The 13,772-nt window shown below is 40.6% G+C and carries 13 protein-coding genes; 1 reads left to right on the top strand and 12 read right to left on the bottom strand.

The features are described from left to right. Positions 1–63 precede the first annotated feature (63 nt). The 8 genes from hemE to hemA are packed head-to-tail and all read right to left on the bottom strand — an operon-like array spanning position 64 to position 8,433. Positions 64–1,086, bottom strand: coding sequence for a uroporphyrinogen decarboxylase (hemE, locus tag BFS30_RS09090; protein ID WP_069378994.1), 1,023 nt, complete (start codon positions 1,084–1,086; stop codon positions 64–66). 15 nt (positions 1,087–1,101) lie between these two features. After that, entirely contained in the window at positions 1,102–1,617 is a 516-nt protein-coding gene (locus BFS30_RS09085; protein WP_069378993.1) for a hypothetical protein, read from the bottom strand. Next, positions 1,617–2,321 (bottom strand): response regulator transcription factor, encoded by a 705-nt coding sequence (locus BFS30_RS09080; RefSeq protein ID WP_015809248.1) that lies wholly within the window; start codon positions 2,319–2,321, stop codon positions 1,617–1,619. Before BFS30_RS09080 ends, BFS30_RS09085 begins: the two co-directional genes overlap by 1 nt. A 5-nt stretch (positions 2,322–2,326) precedes the next feature. Then, positions 2,327–3,193, bottom strand: a complete 867-nt coding sequence (locus tag BFS30_RS09075; protein WP_069378992.1) for a sensor histidine kinase — start codon at positions 3,191–3,193, stop codon at positions 2,327–2,329. 38 nt (positions 3,194–3,231) lie between these two features. Beyond that, positions 3,232–4,605: a glutamate-1-semialdehyde 2,1-aminomutase gene (hemL, locus tag BFS30_RS09070; RefSeq protein ID WP_069378991.1), complete on the bottom strand. Its 1,374-nt coding sequence runs from the start codon at positions 4,603–4,605 to the stop codon at positions 3,232–3,234. A gap of 13 nt (positions 4,606–4,618) precedes the next feature. Beyond that, positions 4,619–5,587 (bottom strand): porphobilinogen synthase, encoded by a 969-nt coding sequence (gene hemB / locus BFS30_RS09065; protein WP_069378990.1) that lies wholly within the window; start codon positions 5,585–5,587, stop codon positions 4,619–4,621. A gap of 11 nt (positions 5,588–5,598) precedes the next feature. After that, complete coding sequence (hemC, locus tag BFS30_RS09060; protein ID WP_208603045.1) at positions 5,599–7,182, bottom strand: hydroxymethylbilane synthase; 1,584 nt, start codon at positions 7,180–7,182, stop codon at positions 5,599–5,601. A 24-nt stretch (positions 7,183–7,206) separates the two neighbouring features. After that, the gene (gene hemA, locus BFS30_RS09055; protein WP_069378988.1) at positions 7,207–8,433 is read right to left on the bottom strand and encodes a glutamyl-tRNA reductase; all 1,227 of its coding nucleotides are present in this window, start codon (positions 8,431–8,433) and stop codon (positions 7,207–7,209) included. 175 nt (positions 8,434–8,608) lie between these two features. Here hemA and BFS30_RS09050 point away from each other — a divergent pair, with 175 nt between their 5' ends. After that, complete coding sequence (locus BFS30_RS09050; protein WP_069378987.1) at positions 8,609–9,430, top strand: alpha/beta hydrolase family protein; 822 nt, start codon at positions 8,609–8,611, stop codon at positions 9,428–9,430. Between the two features lie 114 nt (positions 9,431–9,544). Here the strand turns inward: BFS30_RS09050 and BFS30_RS09045 are convergent, their stop codons facing one another. From BFS30_RS09045 to BFS30_RS09030, 4 genes are all read right to left on the bottom strand, one after another. Beyond that, positions 9,545–10,054 (bottom strand): DUF2911 domain-containing protein, encoded by a 510-nt coding sequence (locus BFS30_RS09045; RefSeq protein ID WP_069378986.1) that lies wholly within the window; start codon positions 10,052–10,054, stop codon positions 9,545–9,547. Positions 10,055–10,167: 113 nt separating this feature from the next. Then, the gene (gene ispG, locus BFS30_RS09040; protein ID WP_069378985.1) at positions 10,168–12,135 is read right to left on the bottom strand and encodes a (E)-4-hydroxy-3-methylbut-2-enyl-diphosphate synthase; all 1,968 of its coding nucleotides are present in this window, start codon (positions 12,133–12,135) and stop codon (positions 10,168–10,170) included. A 44-nt stretch (positions 12,136–12,179) separates the two neighbouring features. Further along, positions 12,180–12,800 carry an RDD family protein gene (locus BFS30_RS09035; protein ID WP_069378984.1) on the bottom strand — a complete coding sequence of 207 codons (621 nt, stop codon included), beginning with the start codon at positions 12,798–12,800 and terminating at the stop codon, positions 12,180–12,182. Positions 12,801–12,834: 34 nt separating this feature from the next. Further along, a complete protein-coding gene (locus BFS30_RS09030) occupies positions 12,835–13,767 on the bottom strand; it encodes a LiaF transmembrane domain-containing protein (protein WP_069378983.1) in 933 nt (310 codons plus the stop codon). Positions 13,768–13,772 lie beyond the last annotated feature (5 nt).

Raw genomic sequence — 13,772 nt, 5'->3', positions numbered from 1 at the left:
TGCTTGTATTTATTTTAACTTAAAAAGAGGCTACCTTACAAAAGTAGCCCCTTCATTTATATTTTAGTATCTAAATTCTTTAACTACTTCGATCGCGTATTTTACGTTATCAAATGGAATGTCAGGCATAATACCATGACCAAGGTTAAAGATAAATCCGTTTTCACCACGCATACGCTCAAATAACTGGAGGATGTGCTTTTTGATCACTGGTTTATCTGCATATAAAATATGTGGATCCAGATTACCCTGAACTGCAATACCTGCAGGCAGGCTTTGTTTAATGTTCAACAAATCTGCATTCCAGTCTATAGAAACTACATCAGGTTTTGCCTGTGCCATGATTGGGGCAAATACAGAGCTTCCTTTACAGAAGGAAATAACAGGAATGTCTTTTCTGTTCAGATTAGCAATGATTTCCTGGATATAACGGTGAGAAAACTCCTGGTAATCGTTCCATGATAAAGCCAGTGCCCAGCTATCAAAGATCTGGATGGCATTTACGCCTGCTGCAATCTGAAGATTCAAATAGTCTGCAGTAACTTTAGCAATCTTCGCCAATAAGCGATGTGCCAGTTCCGGATGATTGTGCATCAGCAGTTTCGTCAGCTTAAAATCTTTAGATGATCCACCTTCTACCAGATAGCTCATTACGGTAAACGGAGCACCAGCAAAACCGATCAAAGGAATGCTGCCATTTAAACGTTGCTGAATTACTTTAATCGCATCAGCTACATATTCCAGCTTATCCAGTACATCTACGTTCAGGTTATCAATATCCTGAGCGGTACGTACCGGGTTTGCAAATTTAGGACCTACTCCCTGAGTAAAACTCAGGTCTCCGCCCATTGCCTCACCGGTGACTAATATATCACAGAAAAGGATAGCTGCATCAATGCCCAACAAATCAACAGGTAACATCGTTACATCAGCAGCAATTTCAGGCGTTTTGCACATCTCCAGGAAAGAGTATTTGTTTTTGATTTCCCAGTACTCAGGCATAAAACGACCTGCCTGGCGCATCATCCATACCGGTGGACGTTCTGTCTGCTTTGAAAATGCGGCATCTAAAAATAACGTATTCATGTGTAATTTGTTTGTTTATAAGCGATTTGCTTCTTGCTCTATTTTATTAATTATCTCTTGTGCCTTTGGGGTTACGGCCAGCTCTTTGGCCTTTTCAATATAAGCTTTTGTCCTGACTGCATCCTTTTTCCGTAGCGCTAGATTTGCCAGATGAATCAATACAAAAGCCTTATCGTTCTTTCCTCCAAGAGGAAAGCGGCTGGCAATTTGAAAATGATGTTCTGCAACATCATAATCTTCTCTTTTCAAAGCGATATTGGCGCGCATAAATTCATAGTACCCCCTCCTGTTCCGGGCTAACCGGTCGGGATTAGGTACTTCTGCCAATATTTTTTCTGTCTTTTCGTAATCTCCGTTTTTGAAATGTTTGGAAGCCAGCAAAATGGAACTGTGCTTGAAATGGCTCCAGATCACGAAGGCAAAGAAAAAACCGGCCATAACAGCCAGTTGAATCTGATCGTAAAAAAGGCATACTCCTGCTGCAATCACGAAGAGTGCCATCAGGGCACACCTGCCTTTTGCGTTATACATTAATGAATATCCGTGAATTTATAACCTACACCTCTGATCGAATGGAAATAAACCGGGTTTTTCTGATCTGGTTCGAAATACTTACGGAAAGTCAGGATAAAGTTATCAATAGTACGGGTAGATGGGTATACATCATAGTTCCATACCGTTTCCAGAATCTGTTCACGTGATACTGCTTCGTTCTTACGTTCGATCAGCAACTTCAATAACATGGTCTCTTTCTTAGTTAAAGGAACAATTACTCCGTCGTCCTGTTTCAATTCAAATGAGTTGAAATAGATGGTTTTATCTCCGATTTTATAAGAGTTAATTTCTTTCAGGTCATCTGCTTTCATGCTGCGTTTTACCAGGATACCAACCCTTAAGATCAGTTCTTCCAGGTTAAACGGTTTTACCAGATAATCATCAGCTCCTTTTTTCAAGCCCATTACACGGTCTTCACTGGTGTTTTTGGCAGTCAAGAAAAGAATAGGAACTTCCGTGTTCTCCAATCTGATGGTTTCACAAACCTGGAACCCATCCATCTCAGGAAGCATAACGTCCAGAATGATCAGGTTGAAACGTTCTTCTTTAAAAACTTTTAAAGCGGTTTTTCCGTCTTTTACGGCATGAACTTTATATCCTTCAAGTTCAAGATTTAATTTTATGGCATCTAATAAGTGGTCTTCATCTTCGACCAGTAGTATTCTTAATTTCTGTTGCATAATGATCAACTAAATGTGATTTCAAAAATAGCACCTTGCGGTACGTTATCTCTAACGCTAATATCAGCGTCGTGCATTTGTAATACTTCCTTAACAATAAACAGGCCCAATCCGGTGCCTTTTGATTTTCTTACATTCTCATTACCGACGCGATAAAATTTATCAAAAATCAACATTTTTTCTGCATCAGGAATACCTGGACCTCTATCTGAAACCCTTAAAAAAGGATGCCCGCCTTTTTCCGCCAATTCGACATCTACATGTGCACATGGACCTGAATATTTGACAGCATTTTCGACCAGATTGGTCACTACTGAAGAAAGAGAAAACTGATCCCCAATTACTTTTACCCCAGGCTTTACTGATAAAGTAATTACCTGCTCACAACCACAGGAGTGGATTTGCAAACGGTCTGTAATCTTAGTGACCATTTCTGAAAAATCAAACTCTTCCTTAGGGAAGGAATAAGAACCATTTTCAATTTTTGTAGCCAGCAACATGTTTTCCACCAAATCATCCAGTCGCTCAATATCCTTTAGGGAATTGTTGAGTAGAGAAGTTTGTCTGGCTTTATCCAGGTCGCGCTTGATAATGGTTTGTATCGATAATTTAATAGCAGCCAGCGGCGATTTCAATTCATGGGTAACAGAAAGCAGAAAGTTCTGCTGTTGTTCTCTTAAGCGCTCTTCCTTTTTGATCGACTGATGCAAAAAATAGGCACCCACGCACAATAGGAAAAGAAATACAGAACCCTCTCCCATTACCATCGCCATCCTTGAAGGTTCCAGCTTTACAACAAGCGTTCCCCAGGAGATCAGCTGTACCAAAGAGTACAGCAGCATGAAATAAAATATAACGATTGATTTCTTCAAGGTGACTGGCTTTATATACTATAAATATACTTTTTAATTTACTTATTCCTGAAAACCACATCAAGACTATCCAGGATCGCTCTCTTCGCTTTCTCCAGTTCTATCTTGGTATGTGCTGCAGAAACAAAACCTACTTCATATCCTGAAGGACCGATATAGATTCCTCTGTTCAGCAATTCTCTGTGCAATACTTTAAATTTCTCCATGCTTGCAGGATCAATATCATCCGCCGACTGGATTTTGTCTTTATCTGTAAATGCCAGCCAGAAGATAGAACCGATATGGAATACTTTTAATTTATAATTCCTTGCCGTAGCAAAACGCTGAATGCTTTCTGCAAACTCAGAAGCTTTATTGTTCAATTCTTTATAGAAACCTGAACGCAACAGCTCTGTTAACTGAGCAATACCCGCCGCCATGGCTACCGGATTACCCGACAATGTTCCTGCCTGATAAACGCCTCCATCAGGAGAAATATGACTCATGATTTCTGCAGAAGCACCGTACATTCCAACTGGTAATCCACCACCAATGATCTTACCATAAGTTACGATATCAGGTTTGACCCCATAATGTGCCGCAGCACCTTCGAAACCTAATCTGAATCCGGTAATTACCTCATCAAAAATTAATAAGGCTTTGTTTTCTTTACAGATATTCTCTAAATACTTGATGTATTCTACATCCTGCATCAACAATCCGTTGTTTGCCGGAATGCCTTCAATAATTACTGCTGCTACCTGATCCTTGAACTGCTCAAAAGCTGTTTTAAGTGCTTCTTTATCATTCAAAGGGATCACAATAGTTTCCTGAGCAAATGATTTAGGAACACCTGCGGAAGAAGTTTCTCCAAAAGTAACCAGGCCCGAACCAGCCTTTACTAATAGAGAATCGGTATGTCCGTGGTAGCAACCTTCAAATTTGATGATCTTATCTTTTCCCGTATATCCACGTGCCAGCCTGATCGCAGACATTACTGCTTCAGTTCCCGAACTGGTGAAACGGATTTTCTCTACAAATCTGTTGTTTTTGATGATCAGTTCTGCCAGCTCATTTTCTAAAGCTGTAGGTGCGCCAAAGCTCATCCCATTCTGCATTACTTCTGTCACCTTGTCCCTAACCTTCGGATGGTTATGACCCAGGATTAACGGACCCCAGCTACCGCAAAAATCTATAAATTGATTTCCATCGGCATCCCATACAAAACAGCCATCTCCCTTTTGAATAAACAAAGGAGTGCCATATACTGATTTAAAAGCCCTTACCGGAGAGTTTACTCCTCCCGGAAAATAGTTTTTAGCTTTTTCATACAGTTCTGCCGACTTTTCCCTTGAAATATCAGGTTTACTGCCCGTATTTACCGGCATATCGCCTTCATTTCCTGAAAACATTTTTTTTAAAGATTCTAACATATTTTTTATTTCCTTACAACCAATTCTTTTCAACCATATCCCTGATGTGATAAGTCGTAATAATGCTCGCCCCGGCACGCGCAAAGGCATGCATGGTTTCCATTACCACTTTTTGCTCATCAATCCATCCTTTTTCTGCAGCAGCTTTAACCATTGAGTACTCGCCGGAAACATTATAACATGCAATCGGCAAATCAGTATGTTGTTTCAGGTTGTGCATGATATCCAGGTAAGCCAGAGCCGGTTTTACCATTAACACATCTGCTCCTTCGCTCTCATCCAGCAATGCTTCCCTTAAAGCTTCATTTCCATTTCTGAAATCCATCTGGTAAGCTTTCCTGTCGCCCTTACTTGGAGCACAATCAGCCGCCTCACGGAAAGGCCCGTAATAAGCAGAAGCAAATTTTGTAGCATGCGACATGATCGCTGTATTGACAAAACCTTGTCCATCCAGTAATTGTCTCATTGCTGCAATCCGCCCATCCATCATATCTGATGGAGCCAGCATATCCGCACCTGCCTGAGCATGTGTCAGCCCCATTTTGGCAATCACCTCTACAGTAGGGTCATTCTGAACGTAATCGTCTTTTAAAATTCCACAATGTCCATGAGTGGTATAAGAACACACACAAACATCAGTTACAATATAAAGGTCTTCTCCGAAGTTCTTCTTTAACAGACGAACTGCCGAAGGAACCAAAGAATGGTCTTGATAAGCAGAGGATGCATCCTCAGATTTCTCGTCTCCAACACCAAAAAGCATGATCTTGTTTACACCAAGCTTCAATCCTTTCTCCACATCGCTCAATAAAGTATCCTCAGAAAAATGACTGATACCCGGCATTGCATCTAAAGGATGAATTACATTTTTCCCCGGTACAATGAAGTACGGATAAATGAACATATCTTTAGATAACCTCGTTTCAGCTACCATTTCCCTCACTACAGGATTTTTTCTCAATCTACGCGGACGGTGCACCATATCTATTTATTTTATTGTTTTATATCTATTCCGAAAACAGCTTCCGCCAATCCGATCTCATCAGGAGAATAAGGCTGGATGTATTTTACACCCATCTCGTCAAATTTCTTTCCTGTTGAATTTCCGATAGCAATAACCTGCTGTTCAGGCTCTAATAAGTTTTCTACAAAATAAGCGTCAACATTGGAAGGGCTGGTGAAGATCAATACATCTGCATAAGTCTGATCTACATCTTCTTCAATAACCGTCTCATAAATAGGGAGATCAACCACCTTGGTGTCTTCCTTTAATGCTTTCTGGATGCTTAATAAAGAATCTTGTGCCCTTGGAAACAAAACTGTTTTTCCGGCTACCAGCTCTGCAAATGCCTCAGCTACCTCATCAATGTCACCACCTTCTCCAACATAATCCGCCAGGTGCCCTGCTTTTCTTAAAGAATCTTCAGAACCCCTTCCCGCTACGCCAAACTTCATGTGTTTGGACAATAAAGGCTTCAGGTTAAAGAAGTATTCAACGCTGTTGCGGCTGCTAAAGAAAATCCAGTCAATATGTTTCAGGTAAAAAGGATCCAATACATTCACAATCGGGAACGTACGGATCAGCGATCTGCCTTCAATTTCTATCTTATGTTTTTCTAATGCTTTTCTAAAATAACTGTGTTCGCCAATTTCTCTGGAGATAAATACCTTGGAAGGTAGTTTTCTTTCCGGATTAAACTTAGCTACAATTTGTTCTGCAACACCTTCCAGACTGTCTACGCGACAGAAAAAACGGTCAGGGAAATGCTCATCAGTTTCTGCTTTGGAAGTCCAGATTTCATATTGTCCGTCTTCTTTTTTGCAGTAACAGCCTAAAGGCATATGACAACCGCCTTCAAACAGGTTTAACACCTTCCGTTCCACGCCAATTGCTTCAATCGTTTCCTGATGGTTTAACTGTTGCAACAAATCGGATAACTCTTTATCGTTTTCCCTGATCTGAATTGCCAAAGCACCTTGTGCAGGAGCAGGAACCAGTTCTGTAGTATCCACCACCTCAACATGAAACTCCGACAAATCGATATTCAGACGGTTTACACCAGCTTTAGCCAATAAAATCGCATCATAATTTTCGTCTCTAAGTTTCTGAATTCTGGTAGGTACATTACCCCTTAAATCTTCGATGTTCAGGTCTGAGCGCAGAGAAAGCATTTGTGCTTTACGTCTGTTAGAGGATGTGCCCACCATAGCTCCCGTTTTCAGGGAAAGTTTTTGCTTGATGTCTACACAGTCTTTCAAGATCAGCAACAACTCGGAAGGATCTTCACGTTCTGTTACTGCTGCAATGGTTAGTCCTGCAGGGTGTGTAGTAGGCAAATCTTTATGAGAATGTACGGCTATATCGATGGTACCACCTAAAAGTTCCTCTTCAAGCTCTTTGGTAAAGAATCCTTTTCCTTCCAGCTTGTCCAGCCGAAGGTTTAAAATCTTATCTCCCTGAGTCTTGATGATCTTCAATTCGGCTTCAGCACCAATCTCTGCAAGTTTGTCCTTAATGAAGTTGGCTTGCCATAAAGCCAGGTCGCTGCCTCTTGTACCGATAATAAGTCTTTTCACGTTAATGCTAATTTTTCCGCAAATTTAGCTATTCTTTACCAATATCTCCTTTGCCATAACCATTGGAACACTGATGCATTTTTTTTCCATGTAATTCATCACTTTTTCCAATACCAATCTTGAGTTTTCATCAAGACCGTTGATCTCGTCGGCAAAGACACCATTGATAGCAGTATGCTTAATTTCCTTGATTTTCTGAGGAACCGCACTCATCGCAATCTCTATTTTGCGTTGACGTAATACCAATTCAAAGTCCTTGATATTTTCTTCTATAATGTGCTCGGCGTTTACCAGCTCATCATAACGTTCCTGAATATTTTTGCGGGCAATCTCTTTAAGAGATTCAACTTCTATAAAATGAATGGGGAATTCTGCTACCACTTCAGCAGCAGTGTCATTAGGGATCGCTAAATCAACGATTACCTTTTTACCGGTTTCTCCATTAAGAAGTTTAGTGTAGATTTCTTTAGTAATGATGGGTTCAGTAGCACCTGTACAGGTAATAATGACATCAAATCCCTGGTTGTAATTTTCCAGTTCGGTAAGCGGATATGCGGTACCGTTTAATTCTTTGGCCAACACCTCTGCATTTTCTAATGATCTGTTGAAAATGGAGAAATTGGAGTATTTATGTTTTTTAAGATACTGAGCAATGTTTTTGTTGGTCTCACCAGCACCGATAATCAGGAGTCTGGAATTGGCGCACATTTTAAGGTCGCGCAGCTTACGATAAGCTAAAGAAACAATGGAAACTGGGTTCTTGGAAATGTTGGTATGAGTGTATACTTCTTTTGCCGTCTTTACCACACGGTTCATGATCATCCGCATATAATCTGCCGTGAATCCCGCAATGCGACAAGTTTCGTAAGCCTTTCTGACTTGAGCCAGAATCTCTTTCTCCCCCACTACCAGACTCTCCAATGAGCAGGAAGTTCTTAACAGGTGATTGAAAGCTTCTCCCTGTTCATATACAGAAACGTTCTCTACAAACTTATCCATATACTCTTCGGGTAATCCCATATTCAATACCGTAAGAAAACGGGTGATGTATGGCTTGTCTAGCTTATGATCGGAAGTGAATACAAACTCGACCCTGTTGCAGGTCCCCATGTAGAATATTTCTTTAACACCTAACTCCGATTGAATGTTTCTCAACCTGTCGTCTAATGTCTGCTCACATATCACCAATTTACCCAATGCTTTTAGGTCAATATGTTTATGCGTAAAAGCAATGATCTTTAAATATTCCAAAATGTCGTATCCCTGTTTATTTTTAGCGTAACAAAAGTAACAACCGAACGTTATTTCACTGTCATTATGGAGTAATTAAGAGCTATTTAGAACGATTTCAAATAATGAAACACTTGTCTAAACATCTTTCCTTTATGTTTGTTATATAGGTTAAACACCTTTTAAATTTATATATATGATTATAAACGAGCAGTTTACATTAAAAGGTTCCTCAGGCAAACTCATTATTGGCGACTGTACTTATGACGATAAACACACAAATCAAGCCTTAATAATTTTTGTTCATGGCTTCAAAGGTTTCAAAGATTGGGGTGCTCATCATCTGGTTGCCGGTTATTTTGCAGAAAAAGGGTACCGATATTTGAAGTTTAACCTGTCACACAGCGGGGTTAGGCCTGAAAACTTAAAGGATGTGACCGACCTCGAAGCTTTTGCATCGAATACGGTGAGTAAAGAACTGAGAGATCTGAATGATATTGTTGAGTATGCAAATTTGCATTACCCACAGGCATCGATCTATTTAATTGGCCATAGTCGCGGGGGTGGCTTAGCGATTCTTCAGGCGGCCAATGATTCCAGGATCAGCAAGCTGATTACCTGGGCTGCAATCGCCGATTTCTCCAGTTTATGGAAAACTGATCAGGAAGAAGAATGGGAAAAGACAGGACAGATATTCGTAGAGAATGCACGCACAAAAGAAAAAATGCCTTTAAATAGTACTTTGCTGGCTGATTTTAAAGCCCACAAAGAAGCATTTGACATTTTAGACGCGGCAAAACGGGTAAGTATACCCTGGCTGATTATACATGGTGATGAGGATGTGAATGTAAAGTTTGCAGTAGCACAGGAATTAGCTCAAAAGCAGTTGAAAGCAGAGATATACAAGATTGAGGGAGCAAACCATGTTTTCGGGGCTTCACATCCATATAAAGAATCGGAGTTACCTGCTCATTTGAAACAGGTATGTGAGCGAACATTGGCATTTTTGGAGAAATGATCACATTAAAAAGTTATTACATAAAAAAGAGATAGATTATTCAAAGGCTGGAACCTTTGCCCTGAAGGAGGGCAAAATTCCTAGGCCTTTTCATAACATATCTCTTTTTTCTGCTTACTTTACAGTAAAGGCTACCACAGTTGTACCCCATAACAAATTTACTTTACCTGATTTTTCAATTTTAAAGGTCATTTGTTCTGTTGGTGTGGTTGCTTTTCCTGGTTTTACCACCACGCGTAGTGCGTCATCAGCTTCGGTATAGTTCGTTCCCCACTGTTTCCAGGTTTTGTTGAAGATAATGGTCCATTCTTTTTCTCCAGGAATGGTATATAAACCATACTTGCCTGCAGGAAGATCTTTCCCCTGAACTTTTACGGCTTTACTAACTTCAAATGCTGTGGCTTCATTTGCGCCGGTACGCCATACCTTACCAAAAGGAGCAATTTCTACACCTATAGTTCTTCCTTTTACAGAAGGCTGACTATAGTCAATGCTTATAGTAGTACCAGAACTGGTGGTTTCTTTTACGCTTGCCGGAGGACTTGCTTTCTTCTTTTCCTGTGCAGACGCGGTTACTAATGTGAATAAGCTCACAAACAAGGTTAATACAAATATTTTTTTCATGATCAATAAGGTTTTTAGAACTCTAAGATGCTGAAAAAAAATATAAGAAAGAGAGTTAGAAAGGTAATAACTAACTTATATACACAGAATTGTGACAATACAAATCGGATTGGTTATTTAACCTCAACCCAGTTTCCATCTTCTCTGATCAGGTCAATCAGATCATCCAGCGCCCGTTCTGCCCCTACGTTTTTCTTCACCACTTCTTTACCGCGGTATAACGTGATTTTTCCAGGCCCCGTACCAACATAACCATAATCAGCATCTGCCATTTCGCCCGGGCCATTCACAATGCAGCCCATGATTCCAATTTTAATCCCCTTTAAATGATCGGTTCTGGAGCGGATCAACTGAGTGGTTTCCTGAAGGTCGAATAACGTTCGTCCGCAGCTTGGACAAGAGATGTATTCCGTTTTAGAAATCCGGGTTCGGGTAGCCTGCAAGATTCCGAAACTGGTAGAGTTTATTAAAGGAAGGCCAACTGTTTCCGCAGCATTGATCCATATTCCATCACCAAGTCCATCGGTAAAGAGCGCCCCAAGATCGGTTGCCGCGTACAACATTAAATCATCCGCATCGAGATCGGGGTAGTTTCTTTTGATGATGACCGGAACCTGGAGATTATTTTTTATCAATTTGATAAAGAATTCTCTTTGTGCAGCCATTCCATGCAGGGAATTGGTCTCCAAAACCAACACTACATTTTCCTTAAGAATTTCCAGGTTGGCATTTAATGCCTCAACAGCATCTATACTTACCAGATTCAGCTCTTCATCCTTTAGGGCTGTATTTTCATATGCAGAGAAACTAATTAAAGGGTGACAGTTATTTTTATCTTTAAGGCTAAGCCAGGTTTGGTGGTTATAGATCTGCTTCAGATTTCCCGGAAAGGAGAAGGACGGAAGCCCATCACCCAGGTAAACCAGATCACAGGCCTGATCAGCCATATTGTATTTGTCCAATCCGGCACTATATTTATAACCCACGGCACCTAAGAAGTAAGGATCTTTTAAATTTTCTTTTGATACATCCAACATCACCACAGGATGATGATGTCCGCCGATATGTTGTACTGGATTCGTTTGCCTGCGGTTGTATTCGTAAGGCTGATATGGCAAATCCTGTATCCTGATTTTTTCCTGTTCAGGAGCGACATCAGAGGCTACTGCTCTGTTTTCATACCTTAAGGCCAGTGCTTTCGCTACAGGCGCTTCAAACTCCGGATCTTCCGTAAGAGATACCCTGATGGTATCTCCAAGGCCATCTTCTAATAAGGTACCGATACCGACTGCAGATTTGATACGACCATCTTCTCCGTCACCAGCCTCTGTTACTCCCAGGTGTAAAGGATAATTCATCCCTTCTTTAACCATTGTAGCAACGAGCAGGCGATACGCCTGAACCATCACCTGGGTATTGGAGGCTTTCATAGAGATCACCAGGTTATAGTAATTTTGATCCTCGCACATACGGATAAACTCCATAGCCGATTCGACCATTCCTCTTGGCGTATCTCCATAATGACTCATGATCCGGTCTGATAAAGAACCATGGTTGGTACCAATTCTCATGGCTGTACCGTATTCTTTACAGATTTTAACTAAAGGGGTAAATTTATTATAAATCCTTTCCAGCTCCGCCTGGTAGGCTTGCTGGGTATACTCTATATTTTCAAAACGTTTCTTATCTGCGTAGTTGCCCGGATTAACCCTTACTTTCTCTACAATTCTTGCCGCAGATTCTGCCGCATTTGGGGTAAAATGGATATCTGCTACCAGCGGAACTTTGTATCCTCGAAAAAGCAGTTCTTTCTTGATATTGGCCAGATTTTCAGCTTCTTTAATGCTTGGCGCTGTGATTCGTACATATTCGCAGCCTGAATTCACCATTCGGATGGTTTGCTCAACGGTGCCTATAGTATCCATCGTATCTGTGGTAGTCATAGACTGGATCCGGATCGGATTTAAGCCTCCCATAGGGATATCACCTATGTTTACCTCGCGGGTCAGGAACCTCGAATATTGCGTTAAGCTATTGCAATATCCACCATTTAACTCTTTTTGAACAAATACCTCTTCCATCAGTTTAGGGTGCAAATACGATGCAAAGATAAAGATTATGTTTATTATATCAGCCTCTCCTTAGTCACCAGTGTGTCCGCAATCAGGTCATGAAAACATTGCTGCTTCCGGTTTAGGAAACTATACAGGTAACCAAAGAAGACAGGAAGTACCGATAGTATTTTTGCCGCATTCCTACCATAGGAATTGCTCAGGCTGATTGGGTTTCCTTCCATATTGGTCACTTTGATCCCCAGTAATGATTTTCCTATAGTGGCCTGTTTGATGGAAGCTTCGGCAATACTGCTATAAAAGAATTTAACAACCGGCACAATCGGCAAGCCAATTACAGCCGCAGCAATCCTTTCATTTTTATCTCCTAAAAAGAGGAAACTCATCAATACCAGGATGGTATAACCAATGGTAATAAAGAAATAATCTATAACTGAAGCCAGCAAACGCTGATCAAAAGAAGCAAAGTACTGAGGTGCAGTCTTGCTATAAGTAAAACCAAGAAGCTCACGAAGTTCCGGGAACTCGTGAGCTTCTTTATAATCGTCCATCCCAGGTTTTCTCACAAAAGTTCCCGGAAGGATGTCTAAGCTTTGTAGTGATGTTAATGGATAAGGGCCTGTAGGCTTTCCGTTAATGACAACTGTATATTCTCCTTTAACAGGACTTTCCATTACTAAATGTTTATATGCTAATGAAATTTAGCGCTTAATAACGCTTCACTTCAAAGTTACTCAATCCTCCATCCAAATTGATAAATATTTTTTTAGTGGAAGTGCTGTAATTTGGCGTTTCGTATACTCCGTCTTTCAATTTGGTAAATCCGTTAAAATCTTTCGCAGAAAGTCCTGTTTTAGTTTTAATGCGACATCCTGATGCATTAGGAACATTGATTTTAACATCTGCCACACCTGTTTTTACATTCACATCAGTGATGGGAAGCAGGTCACCAACCTTAATGTCCAGTGCAGCTGCACCTCCATCAAAATTAAAAGTACGCACTTTGTATTCTGAAAAATCGAAATCCACTTCTCCGGCACCCATACTCATATGAATATCCCATTCCGGATTCTTGTTTAACCTCAGGTCTACATCGTTCCCCCCTTCACCCATCGACCATCCTGATTTCCCTTTCATTTTAAAAGTCAGGGTACTCAGGCTGTCCGTTACTACATTTTGCAAAGAAAACACTCCCGCTCTTTTCTGAACGTCAGCTGAAATCAGACTATCGGTTTCGCCTTTTAACTCGAAGGAAGTTCCTCCACCGGAAATATTCAGCATGACCTTTTTAGCTAAAGAATCTGCATACGGCTCCGAAAAATGAAGTTCTTCATAATTTTCTTCGGAGTTGATGTCCTCTTTAATGCGGTCACCTAACCAACGTTCTCTGCTTTCAGGTACTTGTTGTCCTTTGATAAACAACATGGATAAGGTAATCACCAGAACACCGATAGAAACCATCCCCCCTACCTGTGATTTATTTCTGCTGAACAGAATATTTACACCGGCAATGATCAGAAATATAGGCCAGAAGCGAAATACGCTACGCCAGTAAAAATCAATAATATTAAAGTTTTCGAGAAGGAGCACACCGCCGATAAACAACAGTATAATACCCCATATAATTCTATCCGTTTTCATCTGTA

This window comes from Pedobacter steynii (assembly GCF_001721645.1).
Taxonomy (GTDB): Bacteria; Bacteroidota; Bacteroidia; order Sphingobacteriales; family Sphingobacteriaceae; genus Pedobacter; species Pedobacter steynii_A.
This window is presented reverse-complemented; position numbering and strand designations above follow the sequence as displayed.

Coding starts and splice junctions, on each gene's coding strand:
- hemE (WP_069378994.1), bottom strand. CDS start 1,086: ATGAATACGTTATTTTTAGATGCCGCATTTTCAAAGCAGACAGAACGT.
- BFS30_RS09085 (WP_069378993.1), bottom strand. CDS start 1,617: ATGTATAACGCAAAAGGCAGGTGTGCCCTGATGGCACTCTTCGTGATT.
- BFS30_RS09080 (WP_015809248.1), bottom strand. CDS start 2,321: ATGCAACAGAAATTAAGAATACTACTGGTCGAAGATGAAGACCACTTA.
- hemL (WP_069378991.1), bottom strand. CDS start 4,605: ATGTTAGAATCTTTAAAAAAAATGTTTTCAGGAAATGAAGGCGATATG.
- hemB (WP_069378990.1), bottom strand. CDS start 5,587: ATGGTGCACCGTCCGCGTAGATTGAGAAAAAATCCTGTAGTGAGGGAA.
- BFS30_RS09050 (WP_069378987.1), top strand. CDS start 8,609: ATGATTATAAACGAGCAGTTTACATTAAAAGGTTCCTCAGGCAAACTC.
- BFS30_RS09045 (WP_069378986.1), bottom strand. CDS start 10,054: ATGAAAAAAATATTTGTATTAACCTTGTTTGTGAGCTTATTCACATTA.
- ispG (WP_069378985.1), bottom strand. CDS start 12,135: ATGGAAGAGGTATTTGTTCAAAAAGAGTTAAATGGTGGATATTGCAAT.
- BFS30_RS09035 (WP_069378984.1), bottom strand. CDS start 12,800: ATGGAAAGTCCTGTTAAAGGAGAATATACAGTTGTCATTAACGGAAAG.
- BFS30_RS09030 (WP_069378983.1), bottom strand. CDS start 13,767: ATGAAAACGGATAGAATTATATGGGGTATTATACTGTTGTTTATCGGC.